The sequence below is a fragment of the Methylocystis bryophila genome (assembly GCF_027925445.1).
Taxonomy (GTDB): Bacteria; Pseudomonadota; Alphaproteobacteria; order Rhizobiales; family Beijerinckiaceae; genus Methylocystis; species Methylocystis bryophila.
On record NZ_AP027149.1, the window covers coordinates 3228250 to 3250217 of the forward strand.

19 protein-coding genes and 1 other RNA gene are annotated in these 21968 nt (G+C 63.9%); 9 read left to right on the forward strand and 11 right to left on the reverse strand.

Annotated features, from left to right (window positions below):
* Nucleotides 1-167: 167 nt before the first annotated feature.
* Both QMG80_RS14990 and QMG80_RS14995 read right to left on the reverse strand, forming a co-directional pair.
* The gene (locus QMG80_RS14990) at nucleotides 168-596 is read right to left on the reverse strand and encodes a hypothetical protein (protein ID WP_158658522.1); all 429 of its coding nucleotides are present in this window, start codon (nucleotides 594-596) and stop codon (nucleotides 168-170) included.
* Between the two features lie 237 nt (nucleotides 597-833).
* Complete coding sequence (locus QMG80_RS14995; RefSeq protein WP_085769906.1) at nucleotides 834-1520, reverse strand: Crp/Fnr family transcriptional regulator; 687 nt, start codon at nucleotides 1518-1520, stop codon at nucleotides 834-836.
* A gap of 330 nt (nucleotides 1521-1850) precedes the next feature.
* On the opposite strand from QMG80_RS14995, the gene QMG80_RS15000 reads away from it, so the two are divergent.
* Nucleotides 1851-2129, forward strand: coding sequence for a hypothetical protein (locus QMG80_RS15000; protein ID WP_085769907.1), 279 nt, complete (start codon nucleotides 1851-1853; stop codon nucleotides 2127-2129).
* Nucleotides 2130-2211: 82 nt separating this feature from the next.
* Here the strand turns inward: QMG80_RS15000 and ftsZ are convergent, their stop codons facing one another.
* The 4 genes from ftsZ to QMG80_RS15020 form a co-directional block, all read right to left on the reverse strand.
* Nucleotides 2212-3954: a cell division protein FtsZ gene (ftsZ, locus tag QMG80_RS15005; RefSeq protein WP_085769908.1), complete on the reverse strand. Its 1743-nt coding sequence runs from the start codon at nucleotides 3952-3954 to the stop codon at nucleotides 2212-2214.
* A 109-nt stretch (nucleotides 3955-4063) separates the two neighbouring features.
* Complete coding sequence (ftsA, locus tag QMG80_RS15010; RefSeq protein ID WP_085769909.1) at nucleotides 4064-5371, reverse strand: cell division protein FtsA; 1308 nt, start codon at nucleotides 5369-5371, stop codon at nucleotides 4064-4066.
* Nucleotides 5368-6372, reverse strand: coding sequence for a cell division protein FtsQ/DivIB (locus QMG80_RS15015; RefSeq protein ID WP_085769910.1), 1005 nt, complete (start codon nucleotides 6370-6372; stop codon nucleotides 5368-5370). Before QMG80_RS15015 ends, ftsA begins: the two co-directional genes overlap by 4 nt.
* Nucleotides 6339-7262, reverse strand: a complete 924-nt coding sequence (locus QMG80_RS15020) for a D-alanine--D-alanine ligase (RefSeq protein WP_085769911.1) — start codon at nucleotides 7260-7262, stop codon at nucleotides 6339-6341. The genes QMG80_RS15015 and QMG80_RS15020 overlap by 34 nt, the downstream gene beginning before the upstream one ends.
* A gap of 244 nt (nucleotides 7263-7506) precedes the next feature.
* Between QMG80_RS15020 and QMG80_RS15025 the strand changes: the two genes are divergently transcribed.
* The 3 genes from QMG80_RS15025 to QMG80_RS15035 all read left to right on the forward strand — a co-directional run bounded on the left by QMG80_RS15025 (nucleotide 7507) and on the right by QMG80_RS15035 (nucleotide 12268).
* Entirely contained in the window at nucleotides 7507-8580 is a 1074-nt protein-coding gene (locus tag QMG80_RS15025; RefSeq protein ID WP_085769912.1) for a GlxA family transcriptional regulator, read from the forward strand.
* A 286-nt stretch (nucleotides 8581-8866) separates the two neighbouring features.
* On the forward strand, nucleotides 8867-10714 hold the full coding sequence (locus tag QMG80_RS15030) for a hydrogenase maturation protein (RefSeq protein ID WP_085769913.1): 1848 nt from the start codon (nucleotides 8867-8869) through the stop codon (nucleotides 10712-10714).
* A gap of 570 nt (nucleotides 10715-11284) precedes the next feature.
* A complete protein-coding gene (locus QMG80_RS15035) occupies nucleotides 11285-12268 on the forward strand; it encodes a hypothetical protein (protein ID WP_102938038.1) in 984 nt (327 codons plus the stop codon).
* A gap of 12 nt (nucleotides 12269-12280) precedes the next feature.
* Here QMG80_RS15035 and recR read toward each other — a convergent pair whose 3' ends face one another.
* The 4 genes from recR to ffs all read right to left on the reverse strand — a co-directional run bounded on the left by recR (nucleotide 12281) and on the right by ffs (nucleotide 15252).
* The gene (gene recR / locus QMG80_RS15040) at nucleotides 12281-12886 is read right to left on the reverse strand and encodes a recombination mediator RecR (protein WP_085769916.1); all 606 of its coding nucleotides are present in this window, start codon (nucleotides 12884-12886) and stop codon (nucleotides 12281-12283) included.
* Nucleotides 12887-12890: 4 nt separating this feature from the next.
* Nucleotides 12891-13211 (reverse strand): YbaB/EbfC family nucleoid-associated protein, encoded by a 321-nt coding sequence (locus QMG80_RS15045; RefSeq protein WP_085769917.1) that lies wholly within the window; start codon nucleotides 13209-13211, stop codon nucleotides 12891-12893.
* Between the two features lie 71 nt (nucleotides 13212-13282).
* Nucleotides 13283-15085: a DNA polymerase III subunit gamma/tau gene (locus tag QMG80_RS15050; RefSeq protein ID WP_085773416.1), complete on the reverse strand. Its 1803-nt coding sequence runs from the start codon at nucleotides 15083-15085 to the stop codon at nucleotides 13283-13285.
* Nucleotides 15086-15155: 70 nt separating this feature from the next.
* An RNA gene (gene ffs, locus QMG80_RS15055) (signal recognition particle sRNA small type) lies at nucleotides 15156-15252 on the reverse strand.
* Between the two features lie 338 nt (nucleotides 15253-15590).
* On the opposite strand from ffs, the gene QMG80_RS15060 reads away from it, so the two are divergent.
* The 4 genes from QMG80_RS15060 (at nucleotide 15591) to QMG80_RS15075 (ending at nucleotide 19849) form a co-directional block, all read left to right on the forward strand.
* Complete coding sequence (locus QMG80_RS15060; RefSeq protein WP_085769918.1) at nucleotides 15591-16727, forward strand: glycosyltransferase family 4 protein; 1137 nt, start codon at nucleotides 15591-15593, stop codon at nucleotides 16725-16727.
* A 261-nt stretch (nucleotides 16728-16988) separates the two neighbouring features.
* Nucleotides 16989-18038 (forward strand): Gfo/Idh/MocA family protein, encoded by a 1050-nt coding sequence (locus tag QMG80_RS15065; RefSeq protein WP_085769919.1) that lies wholly within the window; start codon nucleotides 16989-16991, stop codon nucleotides 18036-18038.
* Nucleotides 18038-19153, forward strand: coding sequence for a DegT/DnrJ/EryC1/StrS family aminotransferase (locus tag QMG80_RS15070; RefSeq protein ID WP_085769920.1), 1116 nt, complete (start codon nucleotides 18038-18040; stop codon nucleotides 19151-19153). Before QMG80_RS15065 ends, QMG80_RS15070 begins: the two co-directional genes overlap by 1 nt.
* Before the next feature lie 39 nt (nucleotides 19154-19192).
* Nucleotides 19193-19849 (forward strand): sugar transferase, encoded by a 657-nt coding sequence (locus QMG80_RS15075; RefSeq protein ID WP_085769921.1) that lies wholly within the window; start codon nucleotides 19193-19195, stop codon nucleotides 19847-19849.
* Between the two features lie 18 nt (nucleotides 19850-19867).
* On the opposite strand, the gene QMG80_RS15080 is transcribed toward QMG80_RS15075, so the two are convergent.
* A complete protein-coding gene (locus QMG80_RS15080) occupies nucleotides 19868-20194 on the reverse strand; it encodes a c-type cytochrome (protein WP_085769922.1) in 327 nt (108 codons plus the stop codon).
* 346 nt (nucleotides 20195-20540) lie between these two features.
* On the opposite strand from QMG80_RS15080, the gene QMG80_RS15085 reads away from it, so the two are divergent.
* The gene (locus QMG80_RS15085) at nucleotides 20541-21899 is read left to right on the forward strand and encodes a homoserine dehydrogenase (protein ID WP_085769923.1); all 1359 of its coding nucleotides are present in this window, start codon (nucleotides 20541-20543) and stop codon (nucleotides 21897-21899) included.
* The last annotated feature ends 69 nt before the right edge of the window (nucleotides 21900-21968 follow it).

Consider the following 21968-nt stretch of genomic DNA (forward strand, 5'->3'; position numbering starts at 1 on the left):
CCGCGGGCAGGCGCGGGGCCTCTCAGCCCCCTTCGGCTTGTTTGACGCCGCGATATGCCAGCTAGATGCGATTCAAGCAATGGCGAGCGAGCGGGCAAGGGCGAGCGAGCGGGTTTGACGCCGCGCTTGCGCTGGGCCCCGACCGGCGGGTGCTCGCCCGCGGAAGGTCACGCCTCGAGCCGAAGGGGCCGGCAGGAAGCCAGAGCGGCCTGGCGTTCTACGAAATCGACGATAATTGCGCCCCTCTCCCCACGCTCGTCGCCGGGTCGGCCGACGGGCGCCTCCACGGCGCAGCGGCTCTGATGGGAGCGGCGGGTGCGACGCCGCGCGCCCCACGAGCGGCCACGCCGCCGTCCCAGCATCATGCGCAGGGCGACGAGGAGATCCGCGGCCGAACGCGGCTCGGCGGCCTTCAACGCGGCCCTGATCGCCGCGACCATCGCGCGGCGCATTCTCGCCTTGCCGATGGTCGAGCTGCGATAATAGCGCGCCGCCAGGAACTCATGCTCCGGGCGCGGGCTGGCGCCGACGATCAGTTCCTTCGGAGTGAGTCCGCAGATCTGCGCACAACGCGAAAGCGGCGAAAGAGATTGCATTGTCGTCCCCATCCGGTCGTGGAAGCGAGAGTTCAGGGCCTCTCGCGTTCATGTCCCGGTTCTAGAGGAGCACCGCCTTGGCCGCTGTGCGGCCGCACACGCGTCGGATATCGAGCGCATTCCGCGAAAATGGACAGACCTTACGGGTTCTCGATCGCTGCATTCAGGCGAATCCGCCCCGACAAAGAAAAACGTGATCCGCTCTTTAGGCAAAGAAGCGACTCCTCGCGTCACGCCTTAATCCGTTCCGTCCAGCACACTTTGCACGCGTGAGCGCAAGGTCTCGGGGCGGGGCAGCACCAAGCCTCCCTTGGTCTTTTCCGCCAGCCCCTCGTCGATCATCGCCGTGAGCTCGCGGCTCACCTGCTCGCGCCTGCAGCCGATGCGCGCGGCCAGGTCCTGCTGGCGTGGCGGCGGGGATACGATCGATTGTCCGGCGGCGCCATGCCTCGGCGCGGAGAGTCGGAGCAGCTCGGCGTAAAGCCGATGGCGCAGGTCGAGCATGCTGTGCTCGACGAGGCGCATGTCGAGCTCGCGGACCCGTAGGGTGAGCAGCCGCAGCAGGCGCTGGCAGATACGCGGCTCGCTGAGCACGATCTCCATAAAAGCCGACGCGGGCAAGACGCAAAGCTCGGTGTTGGTGAGCGCCGTCACATTGGCGGAGCGCGTCAGGCCATCGATTGCCGCCATCTCGCCAAAACAACGGCCCGGTCCCAATTCGCACAGAATCATCTCGCGGCCGGCGGCGGTGCGGATCAGCACGCGGACCTCGCCATGCACAACGAAATAAACGTCACTGGTATCGTCGTCGAAGTCGAGCACGAGCTCGCCTTCTCCATAGCGTCGACGGACGCTGCTTCGCCCATAGATTTCGGCTTTTCGAAGCGGCAAGTCGTCGAAGAAAGGAATTCCCGCGAACGCCACCGTCAGCTCCTCCTCGAGCGCATCTTCGCAAAAAGTGACTGACCCCCGCGATCGGAATTCGCTCGAATATTTTGAACTGGCGCGATTTTCTGTCGCTCGAACGATTCTCCGCGCACAGCGAAGCCGGGGGACCCTACCGAAAAGCGATTCGTGGGACAAGCGGCGAGGCGTCACGGCTCAGGCTGAAACTGGCCGCCGCTCCGCTAGCTTCTGGAGCCTATGGGGGCGCGGCGTGCGGCGGCGCACGGCTTTTGGTCGAAATGTGAGCTTTAATGAGCTGGCGTGAGGCGAAGGAGGCAATCGCTCACGAAACGGGGGAGGCGGAAGATCATGTCGGCGTTATTTTTCCCAAGATTGGCGTTACGTCAGTTCACGATCGCCGGGGCGGCGAGGCTCGGTCTCCTGCTCTTCGCCGCGCAGGCTACGCTGTTTGAGGGAGTGATCCTCCAGTCGGCGGGGGACGTCGCCCACGCCAAGGCGGCGGTCTCCGCATCCGCCACGAAACAGTCGCAGGACCAGTCAGGGACGCAATGCCGCGAAGAAACGATCACGCTCGACGAAGGCTACGGCCTGCGCGGACAAGAGACGCAAGAGATTTGCGAGCGTTGAGGCCAATTCGAGACACGGACGGAAAAAGCCAAAAGCCCGCCGAAGCGGGCTTTTTGCTTTTGAGGGACAATTACGCCAGGGCTCAGCGATGCGCCTGACGGCGCAGAAAAGCTGGAATATCCAGGTGATCCTCCTCGACGTTACGGGCCGCCGGGGCAGGCCTTCTCCCTTGTAGATCGGCGTTGGCGCGCAGCGCGGCCGCGTTGGCTTGCGCGCTTACGCGCTTGGCGTATTCCGCGTGCGCCGGCGAAGGCTGCTGCGCCGGAGGCTGCTGGCTGCGAGGCGGACGCGGCGCGGCCGGCTCCGTGAGGCTGGCCTCATAGGCCTCTTCCTGACGGCTCGCGCCGAAAGCCGCGATTCTGTCGAAGAGCGAACGGCGCCGCGCCTCGGCAGGATTGGCCTCGCCGCGCGCCTGGCGGAGCTGCTCTTGCCCCGGACGCGGGAAGTCCTCGATCGTCGGCATGCGCGCGGGCCTCGGCGCGGACTCGGCCGCATAGTGATCATAGGCCTCTTCTCGCGCGGCGCGGGGCGCGGCTTCGCGAGCCGGCGCGACGAAAGCCGGAGGAGCCACCACGGCCTCCCTCTGCACTTCATAGGAGTAGTCGTCTTCCTCCTCGACGCCCGAGACCGGCTGCTCCTCAGCGAACTCGCCATAGGAATCATTGTGTGCCGGCGCGGCGGCGTAAGTCTCGGAGACAACGGGCGCGGCCACGGGCGTCACCGCCGCGCGAACCAGCGGCGACCCGGCGCGCTCCTGGGCGACTTTCTGGCTCTGCTGGGCGAGCTGCGCCCGGAGCCTCTCCACCGCCATCTCCGCCGCCCGCGCTTCGATCTCGCCGCCCTGAGCGGCATAGAACGACTCGTTGTCGATACCCGTCGCCACGACCGAGACGCGAATCACGCCCTCGAGCGAGGAGTCGAAGGTGGCCCCGAGGATGATGTTGGCGTCCTCGTCGACCTCCTGGCGAATGCGGCTCGCCGCTTCGTCGACTTCATAGAGCGTGAGGTCATGGCCGCCGGTGATCGAAATCAGGAGGCCATGCGCGCCCTTCATCGAGACTTCGTCGAGCAGCGGATTGGCGATCGCCGCCTCGGCCGAGAGAATAGCGCGGCGTTCTCCGGAGGCTTCGCCCGTGCCCATCATCGCCTTGCCCATGTTGCGCATGATCGAGCGCACGTCGGCGAAGTCGAGATTGATGAGGCCCTCCTTGACCATCAGATCGGTGACGGAGGCAACGCCCGAGAACAAAACCTGGTCGGCCATGGCGAAGGCGTCGGCGAAGGTCGTCTTCTCCGTGGCGATCCTGAAAAGGTTCTGGTTGGGGATCACGATCAATGTGTCGACGCATTTGGAGAGCTCGGAGATCCCGGTGTCGGCGATCCGCTTCCGGCGCTGGCCCTCGAAATCGAACGGTTTGGTGACGACGCCGACAGTGAGTATGCCCATCTCGCGAGCAATCATCGCGATCACGGGAGCTGCGCCGGTGCCAGTGCCGCCGCCCATACCGGCCGTGACGAAGCACATGTGCGAGCCGGCAAGATGCTCGCGAATTTCCTCACGCGCCTCTTCTGCTGCCGCCCGTCCGATCTCAGGCTGCGCCCCGGCGCCGAGGCCCTCGGTCACTTGCAAGCCCATCTGCACCACGCGGTCGGCGCGCGATGAGGTGAGCGCCTGCGCGTCCGTGTTGGCGACCAGGAAGTCGACCCCGGACAGGCCGGAGGTGATCATATTGTTGACCGCGTTGCAGCCGCCGCCGCCCACGCCGCAGACGATGATGCGCGGCTTTAGTTCGCGCAGCTCGGGAGCTTTCAGAGTGATGGTCATAACCTAGCCTTTCGATGCGCGGGAGAATTTCTCCCCTTTTACCGTGCTCGCCTTGCTTTTCTGTTGCCAACGAAGGGTCGGCGCACCCTTCGCGAAATCCTGCCGCGCTTTAGAAGCTGTCCTTGAGCCAGCGTCCGACGCGCGTGAAATATCCGTCCGTTCCCGTCGACCGAACGTCCACGCGCGGCGAGTGGAAATGTTCCCTTGCCGCCACTTGCGGATAGACGAGCAGACCGGCGGCGACGGCGAAGGCGGGGCCCGCCGCGGCCTCGGGCAGGCCCTCGAGCGCCAGCGGGTGCGCGAGGCGAACCTGGCCGCCAAGGATGCGCCGGACGGCCTCGGGAGCGCCTGCGAGCTGGCTCGCTCCGCCCGAGAGCACGATGCGCTTGCCGGCCGTCGAGCCGCGCCCGGACCGAGCCAGTCGATCCCGGAGCATTTCAAGGGTTTCCTCGAAACGGGGACGGATCACGCGCACGAGATGCGACTTCGGCGCGTGCGACGGCGTCTCGCTGCTCTCCCCCGCCTGGTCGTAGCTCAGGATCTCACGCTCGTCCGACGGCGAGGCGATCGCCGCGCCGTGGTGGCTTTTCAGGCGCTCCGCGTCCGAGAGGCGCATGTTCAACACGCGCGCGATGTCCATCGTGACGTGCCCTCCCCCGAGCGAGATCGAGTCGAGATGGACGAGCGCGCCGCCGGCGAACATGGCAAGCGAGGTCGCGCCCGCTCCCATTTCGATGAGCACCGCGCCAAGCTCAGCCTCGTCCGGCTCGAGCACGCCGAGGCCGGCCGCGTAGGGCGCGGCGACAATCGCCTCGACGCTGAGATGTCCGCGCTCGACGGCCGTGACGAGATTGCGTCCGGCCGTCCTGTCCGCGGACACCACATGCAGCTCCGCCCCCAGCTCGTCGCCGATCATGTGGCGCGGCTCACGCACGCTTACAGCTCCGTCCAGCGAGAAGGCGACGGGCAAGGAATGAACGACGAACCGTCCTGACGCCGTAGGCTGCGCCGCCGCGGCGTCGAGCGCGCTGCGCACGTCCGCCGCCTCGACCTCGCGGCCGTTCATCGGCGTCGTCGCCCAGAAGCGCTGCGAATCCAGCCGGCCGCCGGCGGCGGTGACGAGGATGCGATCCACCTGAATGCCGGCCATCCGCTCCGCCGCGTCGACGCATTGGCGGATGGCGAGCTCCGCCTCCTTCATGTCGACGATGAGGCCGGCCTTGACGCCGCGCGACCGCTGATGGCCGATGCCGAGGACCCGCGCGCGATGCGTGCGCCAGCCCTTCCCATCCCCGCGTAGCGGGTCGAGGCGCGCAATCAGGCAGACGACCTTGGAGGTGCCGACATCGAGCGCCGCCACCACCGCGCCGCGGCGCGGGGAGAGCGGCTTCAAGCTTCTTGTGAGGTCGCGGTTCATGTGTGCGCTCCCGCCTTCGGGGCCTTCCGCTTCGCAACCGCGTTCTCGCGGGTCTCGGCGCCCTGCTCCGTCAGGCGCACGGCGACGCGATCGGCGAGCCGCAGGTCGATCGAGCGCACGTCTTTGTCGAGAATGCGCGACTCGCGTTGCAAGCGAACGAGGACGCCAACGGCGGCGCCGGGATCGACTTCGGGAAGCTTGACCTCGACGCCGTTGGTCATGATCAGAGACCAGCGGCGACCCGACACCAGCGCGCCCGCCCTGACGCGCGTGGCGAGCTCGCCGAGATCGCGCAGAAGGGCCGTATATTCGGGAAGCCGCTTCTCGGCCCCGGGGCCGACCACGAAGGGAAGCCCGAGAAACCGCGGGTCGTTGAGATCGGCGATCGTCGTGCCGTCGGTGGAGATGACCTTGACTCTGCCCTCTCGCTGCCAGAGCGCCGCGGGCTGTCGCTCCTCGATGGCGATGACGAGACGGTTTGGATAGAGCTTGAGCACGCGCGCCGACTGAACGAGGGGGATCTGCAAGAGCCTGCGCCTCGTCTCGGCCGCGTCCAGAAACAAGAGAGAGCTGTGGGCGTCGAGCCCCGTCGCCGCTAGAATTTCGTTTTCGTGCAGGCGCAGCTCGCCCGAGATCGTCACCGAGTCGATCGGGAAGCCGAGAAGACGCGCCAGCGTGTCATACGGAGCGCCGTTGCGCGCGACGAATTCCCGATAGTCGCCGCTCTGAACCAGGCCCAGCGCGAGGGTCGCGCCAAAAGCAAAAATCAGTGCGAAAGAGCCCACTCCCGTCCGCGCCAGCAGATGAGTGCGGCGCTCGGTCCAGGTCGGGGCCGCGCGAGGCGTTTCGGGCGCGCGGGAGAAATTGGCGTCGGGAAAGGGCGCGTCGAGCGGGAGAGCGGACGCGAAGGCGAAGGAGCGAGAGTCATGCGGGCGGGCAAGCGAAAGCGGCGCGAAGAATCGCGCCCTTAACGATCGCAGGAAGCGTCCTCCACCATCCATTTCACCAGCTCGCCAAACGAAAGCCCCAGATACGCTGCCATTTCAGGCACGAGCGAGGTCTCGGTCATCCCAGGCTGGGTGTTGACTTCCAACACGACGAGTTCGCCCGATCCGTTGGGCCTGTCGTCGTAGCGAAAATCCGCGCGACTGACGCCGCGGCAGCCGAGCGCCCGATGAGCCTCGAGCGCCAACTCTTGAACGTTTTGGTAAACATTCGGTTTAAGATCGGCTGGAAGAATGTGTTTTGAGCCGCCCGCGGCGTATTTCGCTTCATAGTCGTACCAGCCGCCGCCTGCCGCGACGATCTCGATAACGTCCGTGGCCCTGTCGCCCATCACGGCGCAGGTCAATTCGCGCCCCGGGATGAACCGCTCCGCCAGCATCGTCTCGCCGTGGCTCCAGTCGGCCCGGGAAAGCTCTTGGGGCGGATGCTCCTGGTCCTCGCGAATGATGAAGACGCCGAAGGACGAGCCTTCCGCAACCGGCTTCAGCACATAAGGACGTGGCAGCGCGTGCTCCCGCGCGGCCTCGAGTCGGGTGAGCACGCGCCCCGCCGGCACGGGAACGCCGGCCGCCGCGAGAATGGTCTTGGCGATCTGCTTGTGCATAGCGGCGGCCGAGGCGAGCACGCCGGAATGCGTGTAGGGGATGCGCAGGAACTCAAGCACGCCCTGCATGGCCCCGTCCTCGCCGAAGCGCCCGTGCAGCGCGTTGAAGGCCGCGTCCGGCTTCAGCTCCGCCAGCCGTTGCGGCGCGTCGAGGCCGACGTCGAGGCGCGTGACCCGAAACCCCTCGCCTTCCAGCGCCCGCGCGCAGGCTTCGCCGGAGCGCAGGGAGACCTCGCGTTCGGCGGAGAGACCGCCCATCAGCACGACGACATGTTTGGTCAAGGAAGGAGCCTTTCGAGAATGGTTTTCGGCTGAGTAGAGAAGGATCAGGGGCTTGGCAATCGTCGCTTTCCTGCCGAGGCGAGCTGCCGGGCTCCGTTTTCGCTGCGCCCCATCCTGTCGAGAACGCATGTCAGGACGGCGACCGGTCACTTCCCGTTGAACACGTACGCACATCTGGAGTCGTGGCAGGATTTGCGGGATTCTTGTCATTGCCGACGGGGCTAGGCAGGCGCAAATTGCGGGAATGACGAAGTTGCTGCCTTATGCCGATTCCGATCAGGTGGAGCGCCTTATCCACTCCCCTAAAAAGGAATTGCTGCGACGACGGGTGGTTTTCCTCCTCTTCGAGGATATCGAGATCGTCGACCTCGCCGGTCCCCTCGACGTTTTCGGTTACGCCGACCGCTGGCTGCAAATCAACGGGCGGCTCAACGAACCCGGGTATGAGATAGTCCTCGTCGGACTGCGCGCCGGTCCCATCAAAACCGCTGGCGGCATGGAGATCGTTGCGCCCCAGGGCTTCGGTGACGAATTAGGCGAAATCGACACGCTGGTCGTGCCCGGGAGCCCCTGGATCGAGCGCGCCTGCGCCGAGCCGCTCCTGATCGACTGGCTGCAGAAGACGGCGCCGAGGGTACGCCGGCTTGTCTCCGTCTGCACAGGCGCTTTCCTGCTCGCTCGCGCGGGACTTCTCGAGAACCGCTTCGTCACCACCCATTGGATGTATTGCGACCGGCTGGCGACGCTCCATCCCTCGCTACGGATCGATCGCGATCGCATCTTCGTCCGCGACGGACATGTCTATACCTCCGGCGGCATCACCGCCGGCATCGATCTCGCGCTTTCGCTCGTCGAAGAGGATCTTGGCCGGGAAGCGCCCCGTTTTATCGCCGGTTTGATGGTCGTGTTCTTGCGAAGGCCCGGCGGACAGAACCAGTTCAGCATCTTTCTTCAGTCCGAGGCGCCCAACCGTCCCGACATTCGTGAGCTTCAGGCCTATATTTTGGCGAATCCTGCGGAGGATCACTCCGTGGAGCGGCTCGCGGCGCGTCTCAATATGAGTCCGCGGAACTTCGCGCGGCATTTTCAAGCAGAAGCCGGGATGACACCCGCGAAATTCGTCGAGAAAGCGCGCGTCGAGACGGCTCGCTGCAAGCTCGAACAAACCCATCTGTTGCTCGAAGCCATTGCGGCGGAGACGGGCTTTGGCACGCCCGAGCGGATGCAGCGCGCCTTCCAGCGATTGCTCAACGTCGGTCCACAAGACTACCGGGCGCGGTTTCAGTCGACCGCAATTAGAGGGAGAACCCCGCCATGAGAATCCTGTTTCTCACATCGGCGCGTAACAGCCTGAGTGAAAGGCTGCAGGCGCCAATGCGGTAGCCTTCCAGGGATTTTCAATGGCCGAGGTCCCTGTACTGAAATGATGCCGGGGATATTCGTCGAGCCGGCGCCTCGAGGCGGCGCGTAGTGAGCTCGAAAAAATCCGGCTGATACTCGACGCCATCGCGACGGAAACGGGCTCGGAGAGCGTCTGCTCATCCCGCCCGCAAGCTAACTGCGCGCGTTTTCGTCCACCGCAATCAGAGAAAGGAGAACGCCCCATGAAGATTCTGTTTCTCACGACGGCGCACAATAGCCTGAGCCAAAGGCTTCTGATCGAACTGACGGAACGAGGACACGAGGTCGCCGTGACGCTGGCCTCGAGCGACGAGGCCATGCTGAAAGGCGCGGCCGAGAACGAACCGGAGCTGATCATCGCGCCGATGCTCAAGGCGGCGATCCCGAAAGTTATCACCGACCAGCATCTCTGCCTCATCGTCCACCCCGGGATCAAAGGCGACCGCGGGCCGTCCTCGCTCGACTGGGCGATCAAGAACGGCGAGAGGGTCTGGGGCGCGACAGTATTAGAGGCCAGTGATGAATGGGACGCGGGGCCGATCTGGGCGACGCGGGAATTCAAGATGCCCACGCCCGCCGTCTCCAAGAGCCAGCTTTATCGCCAGGAGGTTACCGAAGCGGCCGTCGCGGCCGTGCTCGAAGCCGTGGAGAAGTTTCGGGCGACCGGATTTACGCCGGAGGTTCTCGATTACACGCGCCCCGATGTGCGCGGAACCTGGCGTTCCCCCATGCGCCAAGCTGATCGGGCCATCGATTGGAGCCAGGACTCGACGGAAGCGATCGTTACAAAGATCAACGCCGCCGACAGCGCGCCGGGCGTGCTCGACCGCTCTTTCGGCGCTGAGTTCTATCTCTATGACGCACACGTCGAAGATCGCTTGAAGGGCGCGCCGGGCGCGTTCCTCGCGCAGCGTAATGGCGCCATTTGCGTCGGGACAAAGGACGGCGCCGTGTGGATCACGCATATGAAGCTCAAGGACCGCGTCGATCGGAACGAGGCGGGCTGCGGCGTCCCCGATCCCGGCCCCGGCTGCGTCAATTGCGCGCTCGACATTTGCCCGGCCGCGCAAATCAAGCTCCCCGCGACGATGGCGCTCGGGCGCCGCGCGGCGAATGCGCCAAAAGCGCCCCTGCCGATCGACGCCGCGCCGGACTATCGCACCTTCCAGGAGATCCGCTACGTCGAGGACGGGAGCGTCGGCAGACTCCACTTCGAGTTTAGCAACGGCGCGATGAGCACGCGCCAGTGCTTCCGACTACGCGACGCCTTCCTCTATGCCCGCAGCCGACCGACGAAGATCATCGAGCTTGTCGGCGGCGCCGATTTCTTTTCCAATGGCATTCATCTCAACGTGATCGAGGCCTCGGATGATCCGGCGCTTGAATCCTGGCGAAACATCATTGCGATCGACGACGTCGTGCTCGAGATCCTCAATACGATGTCGCATCTCGTCGTCGCGGGCTTCTGCGGAAACGCCGGCGCGGGCGGGGCGATCCTGCCGCTTGCGGCGGATTACGTCTATGCGCGCGAAGGCGTCGTGTTCAACCCGCACTACAAAGGCATGGGCGGACTCTACGGTTCGGAATATTTGACCTATCTGCTGCCACGGCGGGTCGGCGCGGAACGCGCGCTGGAGCTCACCGAATGCCTGAAGCCGATGGGAACGCGCGACGCCAAACGCATCGGCTTCATCGACGACGCCTTTGGCGCAAGCGTCGCCGAGTTTCAAAAGCGCCTTGCCGAGAGATCGGCGGCGCTCGCGACGCGTCAGGACTTTTGGCTGATGCTGCGCGACAAGCACGAACGACGCCTCGCCGATGAGCGCGTGAAGCCGCTCGCCGCCTATCGCGCCGAGGAATTGGCCCAGATGCGCGAGAACTTCTGGGGACCCGATCCAGCCTATCATGCGGCGCGGCGGCGCTTCGTCTACAAAGGCGAGCCCCGGCGTATCGCGGTCAAGCCGTTGCAGAGCGCCGTCTCGCCCTCGCCAGGACTATTCGGCGAGTTGCGCCGGCGCGTCCGGGCCTTCGCCGGCAGGGGCGCGCTGTGAAGCGAATGCCGCAAAATTTGACAGACATTCGCGATCGGATTCGCTCCGAGCTTTTGATAAGGCGCGATTCCTTATCGCTCGAACGACGCCGCTCGAGCGGGAGGCGCACTAACCGCGTGATGCGAAAAAGCGGCAGCCCTTTGTCGCCGAGCACGCAGTCGGATGTCTTGAAAACGATCACGTTTTCCGCTTTCGCGGTCCCGCCAAACGCAACCCGGTCGCCGCGACGCGAACAGAGACCGATTGAGCGACGAACAGCGCTTTGAAGGCGACAAGAGGAGGGCCGAATCTTTACCGAGGATAAGGCTTCGGCTATAATGCGCTGAGGGAATAACCGCTGAGCTGTTTGCAATGCGTGAGATCCTTTGCATTGAGTGAGTTCGATTGAACGTTGCACAAGCGGCGCTTTTTTTCGCGCCCACAAAACAAAGCATTCTCGCCTGATTGGCTCGACCCCGTCAGAATTTTCGTCGATCAGGGGAAGCCTCTTGCAGGCCAAGCGCTCCGCGAACGGGGCGATTCTCAACAATGGGAGGCGCGAGCTTAGAAACCGCAGTAAGGAGCGTCGACATGCTCATCCGGCAGTCCCGAATCCCCTCGCCTTCGCTCGGTCTCGGAGAGAGCGCCTTTCAACTCCTCGAAGGGCGCGACGGAGTCTCGGTTAGGCTCGGTCCCTACGCGCATTTCTTCGACCGGCCCGGCCGGTCGGTCAGCAAATGGACGGGCGCGAAGACCACGCCCCGCCAAAGTCCGCATCCGCAGCCGCAGCGTTCGCGCATCATGCGCGAGCTCGCGCTTCTTGCGCGCCTGCTGTTTGGCGGAGGCGATGTCAGAATCAACATGATCGCGGCGCAAAATCAGCCGATTGAGGTCTTGCTCACGGCGGGCGACGGAAATGTTGTCGAATGCATCGACTTGCCGAGGCTCGCGCGGGAGGGCGCGCCGCCGCTGCTTTTTCTCCAGACGACCTATCTCTGCTCGTCGAGCAACGCTTTTTTTCGCTCAGTGCTGAGCGACGCTTCCACGGCGAGCTGGGCGCGCGCGCCCTATGTGTACAAGACCTATCGGCAGCAGAGCCTCGTGAAGCCCGCGATCCTCTGCCTCTCAGGCCGCACCAAAATCTTGCGCGAGCATCTTGAACCGGGTGAAAGGCGCGACTTCGCTCTCGGCAACATCATCGCCTTGACGAGCAACGTCGTTTCCGTGCTCAAGCCAAGCAATCGCTATTGGGTGGAGGAGTTCCGCTTCCCGGTCTATCGCGTCTTCGACGCAGCCGAGGAAGACTCGCGACAAATCTCATTTTCTTCCTTTTCGAGGCAGGACCGGCGACGCATGTTTAAGGAAGCGCGCGCCGCCGCGAAAACCCTGCTCGAGTCGATCCGGGCCCGCGAGGGCTTCTTCGTTTGCGAGGTCATGAACGCATCCGATAAGCCCGCCTATGTCTATGTGCAGCTCAATAGGAGCGATTTTTATGGCGGCTCGGGCCTGTTGGGCTACGCCGTCAGAATCGCTGCGATGTTCTTGCGCTCGTCGAGCTTCCTCACGGGCCGCTAGCGCGTGATCTAATTAAAGCGCGGTGCGCCGTTCGAGCGCCGCGGCGAGCGTGCCTTCATCGAGATAGTCGAGCTCGCCGCCGACCGGGACGCCATGGGCGAGACGCGTCGTCTTGACGCCCGTAGGGACTAACAGATCGGCGATGTAATGGGCGGTCGTCTGGCCGTCGACGGTCGCATTCACGGCGAGGATCACCTCGCGGATGTCGCCGCTCTGGGCCCGCTCGATCAGCTTGGGAAGATTGAGATCGTCGGGGCCGACGCCATCGAGCGGGGACAGCACGCCGCCGAGCACGTGATAAAGCGCGCGGAAAGGCTGCGCCCGCTCGAGCGCCCAGAGATCGGCCACGGTCTCGACGACAATGAGCGTCGAGGCGTCGCGTCGCGTATCGACACAAATCGCGCAAGGATCGCTCGTATCGATATTGCCGCAGCGCGAGCAGGTCACGATGCGCTCATAGGCGACGCGCATGGCCTCGCTCAGGGGACCGAGCAACTCCTCGCGTTTTCGCATGAGATGCAGCGCCACGCGGCGCGCGGAACGCGGACCCAATCCCGGCAGGCGCGCCAAAAGCTGGATCAGCCTTTCGATCTCGGGACCCGCGATGCGCTCAGCCATGGGTTCAGAACGGCAGCTTCATGCCGGGCGGCAACTGCAGACCACCGGTAATGGCCTTCATCTTCTCGGTCATCGCGGCTTCCGCCTTGGCCCGCGCCTGCGCATGCGCCGAGACGATCAGATCCTCGAGGATCTCGCCTTCCTCAGGCTTCAAGAGGCCTTTATCGATCGAGACCTTCTGCAACGCGCCCTTGGCCGTTAGCGTCACCTTCACGACGCCGCCGCCAGCCTCGCCTTCGACGAATGTCGTCTCGAGCTCAGCCTGCGCTTCCTGCATCTTCGCCTGCATGGCCTGCGCTTGCTTGATCATTCCCATGAAATCCATCGTCTTCTCCCCGTTATGCGCGTGCTCCCCAAACGGATCGTCCGGAAAGTCTCGCCTGAATGCGGTGCGATCTAGTCCTCGTCCGGCTCTGCCCCGTCTGCGTAAACGACCTCGGCTTCGGGCGCCGCCGGCATCGCCTCGTCAGCCCTGCCGCGCACGGCGACGATCTGCGCGCCGGGAAAGCAGGCGAGCGCCGCGGCGACGACCGGGTCCCGCTCGACGTCGCTGCGCCGCTCGTTCTCGCGCGCCTCGCGCTCTTCGTCGAGCGTGGGCTTTCCGCCTGACGCGACCGTCGAAACGACCCAGCGCTCGCCCGTCCAGGCCTGCAGCCGCTGCGTGAGGGTCTGCGGCAACTGCGGCGGCGCGCCAGGCGCGAGCGCGAATTCGAGCCGCAGCGGCTCGAAGCGGACGAGACGCACATATTGCTCGAGCTGCAATTTGAGCAGCATATCCCGCTTCTCGCCGGCGAGCGCGACAAGCGCGGGAAAGTCGCGCAAGACCGGCCCTCCGCTTGGCGCCGGCGCGGATTGCGGGACCGCGGCCACGCCCGCTCGTCTCGGCGGATTCGGCGCGATGGAGGGCGCGCCGCTCGCCGCAAAAGAAACGGGCGCGCCCCGTGACCCGGCGGGCGGTTGCGAGGCCTGCGGGGGCGGGCTGCCGCCTTGACCAAAGCCGAGCTTGCGCAAGGCTTCGTCCGGCGTCGGCAATTCCGCCGCATGGGCGAGCCGCACCAGAACCATGTCGGCCGCAGCATAGGGCGTCTGCGAAACGCGCAGCTCCTCGATCCCCTTGGCGAGGATCTGCCAGGCGCGCGAGAGCGCTGGCAAGGACAGCTCGCCCGCAAGCGCCGTCCCGCGGCGGCTCTCCTCCGGCGTCAGCGCGCTCGATTGCGCGGTCTGCGGCGCGACCTTGATGCGCGTTACGAGATGCGTGAACTCGGCGAGTTCGGTGAGCATTTGCGCGGGATCGGCGCCCGCGTTGTACTGATCCTCGAAGAGCTTCAGCGCGTCGGCGATGCTGCCGGCCATGACCGCCTCGAAAAGCTCGATCACGCAGGCGCGGTCAGCGACGCCCAGCATGGCGCGCAAATCGTCAGCCAGGATTTCGGCGCCCTCGCCCGCTGCGCCATGCGCCATCGCTTGATCGAGCAGCGAGAGCGCGTCGCGCACCGAGCCCTCGGCGGCGCGCGCGATGACCGCGAGCGCCGCCGGCTCGATCGTAACCTTTTCGAGCGCGCAGATCTTGCGCAGATGCTCGGCGAGAAGGGCCGCGTCGACGCGGCGCAGATCAAATCGCTGGCAGCGCGAGCGCACCGTCACCGGAACTTTCTCGATCTCGGTCGTCGCAAAGACGAATTTCACATGCTCGGGCGGCTCCTCCAGCGTCTTCAGCAGCCCGTTGAAGGCGGACTTCGAGAGCATGTGCACTTCGTCGATGATATAGACCTTCATGCGCGCCATGACGGGGCGATAGCGCGCATTGTCGATGATCTCGCGCACATCGTCGATGCTCGTGTGCGAGGCCGCGTCCATCTCGAGCACGTCCGGGTGGCGCGACTCTATGATCGCCTGACAATGGACGCCGATCTCGTCCATTTCGATCGTCGGACGGCTGACGGCGGGCCGGCCGTCTCGGGCTGGGAGCTCGTAGTTGAAGGCGCGCGCCAGGATGCGCGCGGTCGTCGTCTTGCCGACGCCGCGCACCCCGGTGAGGAGATAAGCCTGATGGATGCGCTCGAGCCTGAAGGCGTTCTCGAGCGTGCGCACCATCGGCTCCTGGCCGATGAGATCGGCGAAGCTCGACGGCCGATATTTGCGCGCGAGCACGCGATAGGCCGACGGCGCGGAAGGGGTTGGGAAGAGCCCGTCGTCCATCCGCTGCGCTTGAAGCCCGCTGGAGAAATGGCGCGCGCGGAGGCTGCTCAAGCCGGGAGATCGCGCGAAACGTGGGAGGTTGGACGAAGACCCGCCCGTTCTCGTTAGGGCTGCTTCCTTCCGGACCTGACCCGGTTGGCGAGTGGAACGTCCACCGCCAACCTCCCGAGGGCTATTTGGCAAATGCCGGCGGGCGGCGCAAGAGGCGAGAGGCCTGCCGAGCTGCGGCTTCGCCTCGCGGGTCTCCCTTCGCCAAGCGGGCGCCGTCCATGCGCCGCCAGCGCCGTCGCCATTCTCCTCGACAATTCGCCCTTGTCAGAGACGGCAAAGTGCGGGAAAGGTGCACCCGCACGGGAGGCCATTGCGACGAAGCCGCTTGCGCGGACCGTTCGACGCTCAAAAGCCCTTGCGCCTGTAGGAGGAATCTCCCGCTCGTCACCTTCGCGGCGCCGCCGCGAGCCATCGAGGCTCAACGCCAATTTTCTGATTTGGCTCAGGGATCGAGATGAAACTGCTTCTCTTCGCGAATACGGATTGGTATCTCTTCAATTTTCGCCGCTCGCTTGCGTCTAAGCTTCGCGAGGCGGGACATGAGGTGTTGCTGCTTTCGCCGCCCGGTCCTTATGTCGAGCAGCTTCGCGCGCTCGGCTTCGATTGGCGCGAAGCGCCCATGGAGCGGCGCAGCCTGAACCCGATGCGTGAAGCCGCGCTGCTGTTTTGGCTTTATCGTCTGCTCCGGGCAGAACGCCCCGATGTGATCCATTCCTTCACGATTAAATGCGTCGTTTACGGCGCGCTGGCCGGGCGGCTAGCGGGCGTCTCCCGCGTCAACGCGGTCGCCGGCATGGGCCATGTCTTCACCACCGACTCGCTCAAGACGCGTCTACTGCGCCCGCTCGTGCGCTCTTTGATGCGCGCGGCCCTAGGCGGCGATCGCGCCCGGCTGATCCTGCAAAATCCCGACGACATCAATCTCTTTCTCGGCGCCGGATTGGCCTCGCAAGAGCGCATACGGTTGATTCCGGGCTCCGGCGTGGATACCGAGCGCTTCAAGCCCCCGACGCAGCCACGCGCTCCTGACGAGCCGCCCTACGTATTGCTCGCATCGCGCATGCTCTGGGACAAAGGCATCAGGGAATTCGTCGAAGCGGCGCGCGCGCTCAAGGCTGAGGGTCGCAATATCCGCTTTGCTCTTGCGGGCACGCCGGACCCGGGCAATCCGACGGCGGTTCCCGAAGAGACCCTGATCGCATGGCGAGAGTCGGGCGTCGTGGAGTGGCTCGGGCATGTAAGCGACATGCCCGCCTTGTTCGCGAGGATCGACATCCTGGTTCTGCCGAGCTACCGCGAAGGCTTGCCCAAGGGCCTGATCGAGGCCGCCGCCTGCGCCCGAGCGCTCGTCGCGACCGATGTTCCCGGCTGCCGCGAAGTGATTAGTCACGGCGTCGACGGGTTGTTGGTGCCGGCCGGAGAATCGGAGCCACTGGCCCAGGCCATTGCGCAACTTCTTGACGATCCCGCGCTCGCCCGGCGCCTTGCCGAAGCGGCCAGAGCGAAAGCGCTCGCCGAGTTCGACGAGCGGAAGATCATCAACGCGACCGTTGCGGTCTACCACGAGGTTGCGACGCCGGCGCGGCTATAGAGGTCGACGCGAGATTCCGTTTCGAGCGCGATGCCCAACGCAACGCGATCTCGACACGGGTGGCGGCGCGTTCCGCTATAGGCCCAAAAAACAGGCTGAGGCGACCATCCGCCGCCTAACTTCCACCACAAGGAGCCGGCAAACGATCTTTCGTTGAGGTCATGCTGGCCGCAGGTTGGATTAGCACCGGCATATTCCGGGAAAAACCCGAGTTTTTCGGGGGATCATAGCTTAACATCGTTCGTCAAGGAGAAAGCGGCTATGCAGGTCGGCGTCGTCGGCTGCGGGAACTGGGGCGCCAAGCATGTTCGCGTGCTGAGCTCACTCCCCCAGGTCCGCCAAGTCGTGGCGATTGAACCGAACCCCCGGCGATTAGACGGCGTCATCTCCAGCTTTCCGCACGCGCAGGCGTTTCAGGACCTCGAGTCCGCTCTGCCGCACGTCAGCGCCCTCGTCATAGCAACGCCGCCGCCAACGCATTACGAGCTCGCGTCGACCGCGCTTCGACACGGCAAACATGTTCTTGTCGAAAAACCCATGACACAGTCGACGCACGAAGCCGTGCGGCTTCTCAACGAGGCGCGTCGGTTCAATTGCGTCTTGATGACGGGACACACGCTTCTCTTCAATCCAGCCGTCGATAAGCTCAGAAGCCACTTGTCAGACGGCAATCTCGGACAGATACGCAGCGTGCATGCGGCACAGTTCAGTCTGGAGCGGTTCTCAGCGCATGGCGCCGATGCGGTCTGGGATTTTGCGCCACACAGCATCTCCGTATTTAATCACCTGATCGGCTGTCTTCCGACGTCCGTTAGCGCATCGAACGCACACAGCAGCGAGCAGACCGAATCCGTTCAGGTAGAGCTTCGCTATGGAGAGATTGGGGCCTCCGGCTTCATTCACATTTCTCGCGGAGGGACTAAGAAAATTAGAACATTTACCGTGATCGGAAGCGAGAAATCGGTAGTTTATGATGACCTCGCCGCAAATCCTCTACAGATGTATCGTCAGGCCTCTATTCATGATCTTGAAATGGGAATTAAGCACGAACCCGAATTTGCTTTTTCAAAATTAGAATACGCAGAACCGCTTGTCGAAGAATTACGACACTTTCTCGCCACGATCAAGGATCGATCTGCGCCAAGGAGCTCAGGACGAGATGGTATGATTACCGTGGCGATTATTGAAGCCATAGATCGATCCCGGAAGGACAAAAGAGAGAGAGATATTTTCTATCCATTAGACCTTCATTCTGAAATATTTCCTATTGTCGATATCAAAGATTGCACCGTTCCCAGGAAGCAACAGTAATGCAAATTCCCTTTATAGACCTGAATAAGATTTACTCAGAATTGTCCGGAGAGCTTAACGAAGTCTGGAAATCGATATGCGCGTCCTCGAGCTTCATCGGGGGAAAGCATGTAGAAGACTTCGAAGCGGAATGGGCGGCGTTTTGTGGCGTGGATTATTGCGTGGGCGTGGATAGTGGAACGTCCGCTTTGGAACTCGCCCTGCGAGGCTTAGGAGTAGGCCGCGGCGACGAGGTCATTGTGCCGGCGTTCACTTTTGTCGGCACAGCCGAAGCGGTGGCTGCCGTCGGCGCCAAAGTCGTCTTCGCAGACGTGAATGCCGCGACGTTATTGATGGGCGCCGACGAAATCAGACAAGTCTTGTCCGAACGGACTGCGGCAGTGATTGTGGTTCATCTTTATGGCCAGCCAGCGGATATGGATGCGATCTCGGGCCTCGCGCAAGCGGCCGGCATCGCCGTCATTGAGGACGCGGCGCAGGCGCATGGGGCAAAATGGCGGGACAAGCCGGTGGGCAGTTGCTCCCACGCGGCTTGCTTCAGCTTCTACCCGACCAAGAATCTCGGAGCCTTCGGCGACGCCGGCGCCGTCGTGACAAGCGATTCTGCCTTGGCCGAAAGGATTCGCCTGTTCAGCAACCATGGCCGCCCCCGACAAAGCAATGATCTCCATGAGGTCATCGGCGGCACCCACCGGCTCGACGCCCTCCAAGCGGCGGTGCTATCTGTCAAGTTGAAGCGGTTGGACGCCTGGAATGCGGCGCGCGCGCAGGCCGCGGATCAATATAGGGAGCTGCTGTCCGGCCTACCCCTTCGCCCGGTTGGACTCGCTGACGGCGCTTGCAGCAGTCATCATTGCTTCGTAATCGAGAGCAGCTGCCGAGACGCCATACATCAGCATCTGGGTAGGGCGGGCATCGCCTCCAAGGTTTATTACCCAGTTCCTTGCCACCGACAAAAGGCGTTCCTTACAGAAGACGCTCCATCCCTGCCCTTTTCCGAGAACGCCGCGAAAAGAGTTCTTGCCTTGCCGCTTTTCCCGCATATTACGCAAAAGCAAGTCGAGAAGGTTGTGGGCGAAATCCACAGCGCGCTGGCCCACTCAGCGTCTATCTAACTAATGGATAAGATATAAATTTCGATAGGAGAGAAGGTTATGCCGGCAGAAGACACAAAATATCGAGAATTTGAGCCACAAACACCCGCAATAGCGTTTGAGGATAAACTATTTGGAATGGCGGCTGCGGTAAAGCGCCTCATGGATCTGACAATCGGATTAGCGTTATGCGTCATCGCTCTTCCAATTGTTGCTTTGATTGCGGCCGCGATCAAACTGGACTCGCCTGGCCCCGTATTCTTTCGTCAGGCGAGAATAGGTCTGCATTTTGAACCATTCATCATGGTCAAGTTTCGTTCATTGCATCACAATATGCCGGACCCGCATACTCACTACGAGATGCAGGAAGACGATCCAAGGATCACTCGGGTCGGCGCGCTCCTGCGGAACTCCAGTCTGGATGAGCTGCCCCAGCTTTGCAATGTGATCGCAGGCTCGATGAGCCTCGTGGGCCCTCGGCCGCTCGTCGAGTGGGAAAGCCGGGAGACGCTTCGCAGGCACGCGGCTCGATTCGAGGTCAAGCCCGGGATAACCGGTCTCTCTCAGATCACCGTGCGAAATTCAGTCGACCTCGATGCCCGATCGGACGTCGACGTTGAATATGTTCGCCGTTGGAGCCCCTTGCTCGACCTGGAGGTGCTTCTCAGAACGCCCGCCTATGTGTTTTCCCGAAAGGCGATCTATCCCGACGCATAACCAGGCGGCGTCCTCCCCCTACTTCACCTGCACGGAACCGAGATAAGCGACGATCGCCTCGACCTGCGAGGGGGTGAACTGGAAGGACGGCATCTGCTCGTTCTCATGGCCGACGATGATGCCTTCGGCCAGCGCCTCCTCGAGATTTTGCACGGGATATTTTTTGGAGAGCGTCCGAAACGGCGGCGATTTCGGATTGGGGCTCTCGCCTGTCGGACCGATCGCATGGCAGCGGCTGCAATTCGCCTTGACGATGGCCTCCCCTTCATCGAGGAGCGCATCCGCCGCGACGGCGGGGCCGGCGATGAGCAGCGGAAGAAGAAAGAAAAGTTGTGAAGCGCGCATCAGACGACCCTCGTCGGCTCAGCCCACCTGGCGGCCCGGAGCACGGGCTGAGCGAATCGAATGGAGGACTTTCGACGCGTCACCCTGCCCCAGCCTCGCGCCTTCGGCAATCCCCGCGCGCGGCGGCGGCTCACGCCAAAGCTGCCGCGTCCTTGATCGCCCGTCCGGAATCGGGCAGAACCTTTGCGGCCCGGCGCTCAGAGCGTATTCCGCAAAAGTTGATGGACTTTTGCGATCAGAATTCGCTCCAACGTTTGATCTGGCGCGATTTCTCATCGCTCGAACGATTCCGTTCGAGCGGAAAGCGCGCTAGCGGCCGTCCTGTTTTGACCTGCGAAAGAACGACATGAGCGAAATCCTGCGCGTCGGCGTCGCGGGCGTCGGCACAGTCGGCGCCGCCGTGGCGCGGTTGTTGAAGCGGCAAGCCAAGGCGCTCGCCTCGCGCACCGGACGCAAGATCGTCGTCACCGCCATTTCCGCCCGCGATGCGGGCAAGAAGCGCGACGCCGATCTTTCCGACGTCGAGTTCTTCGCGGACCCGGTCGCGCTCGCTTCCTCGAATAAGATCGACCTCTTCGTCGAGCTGATCGGCGGCGCGGAAGGCGCCGCGCGAAAAAGCGTCGAAGTGGCGCTTGCCGCCGGCAAGCCGGTCGTGACCGCGAACAAGGCGCTGCTCGCCGCACATGGGCTCGAGCTCGCCGCGCTCGCCGAAAAGAAACATGTCGCGCTCGCTTTCGAAGCCTCGGTCGCCGGCGGGATTCCCATCGTGAAGACGCTGCGCGAAGGACTGGCGGGCAATTCGATCGATCGCGTCTATGGCGTGTTGAACGGCACCTGCAACTATATCCTCTCGCGCATGGAGCTCGAGCGGCTCTCCTTCGAGGAATGTCTCAAGGAAGCGCAGCGCCTCGGTTATGCCGAGGCCGATCCCACTTTCGACATCGGCGGCTTCGACACCGCCCATAAGCTCGCGATCCTGACCTCGCTGGCGTTCGGCGTGACCATCGCCTCGGAAGCCATCGACATAGAGGGGATCGAGCGCGTGACGCTCGCCGACATCGAGGCGGCCGAGGAGCTCGGCTTTCGCATCAAGCTGCTGGGAGTGGCCCAACGCACCGCCGACGGCGTCGAGCAGCGCGTGCACCCGACGATGGTGCGCAAGACCACGTCGATCGCCCAGGCCATGGGCGTGCTGAACGCGGTGACGATCGACGCCGACGCGGTGCGCGAGCTGACGCTGGTCGGTCCCGGCGCCGGCGGCGAAGCCACGGCCTCGGCCGTCGTCGCCGACATCGCCGACATCGCGAAGGGCGTGCGCTCTGCGCCCTTCGGCCTGCCGACCGCGACGCTGGAAAAGCTCAAGCGCGCCCCGCTGCGGCAGCATGAGGGCGGCTATTACATCCGCCTCTCCGTCCCCGACGTCCCGGGCGCCTTCGCGAAAATCGCAACGCGCATGGCCGAGCGCGGCATTTCGCTCGAGAGCATCATGCAGCATAGCCCCCCCGACCAGGACGGGCCTCCTCTCGGCCGCCCAAAGGCCGCGCGCCGCGTCGAGAAGAAGGCGAAGCCGGGAGCTGCGGCAGTGGGCGTGATCCTCATCACCCATGCGACGAGCGAACATCTCGTGCGGGAGGCGCTCGACGACATCCTCGCAGACGGCACGATCGACGCGCCCGCGCAGGTCATCCGCATCGAGAGGGAGTGAGCGGCGCGAGATCAGGCTGCGTTTGAGCGGATCGCTCAGATAAGGTGATCTCGTGGCGACTTCCTTCGA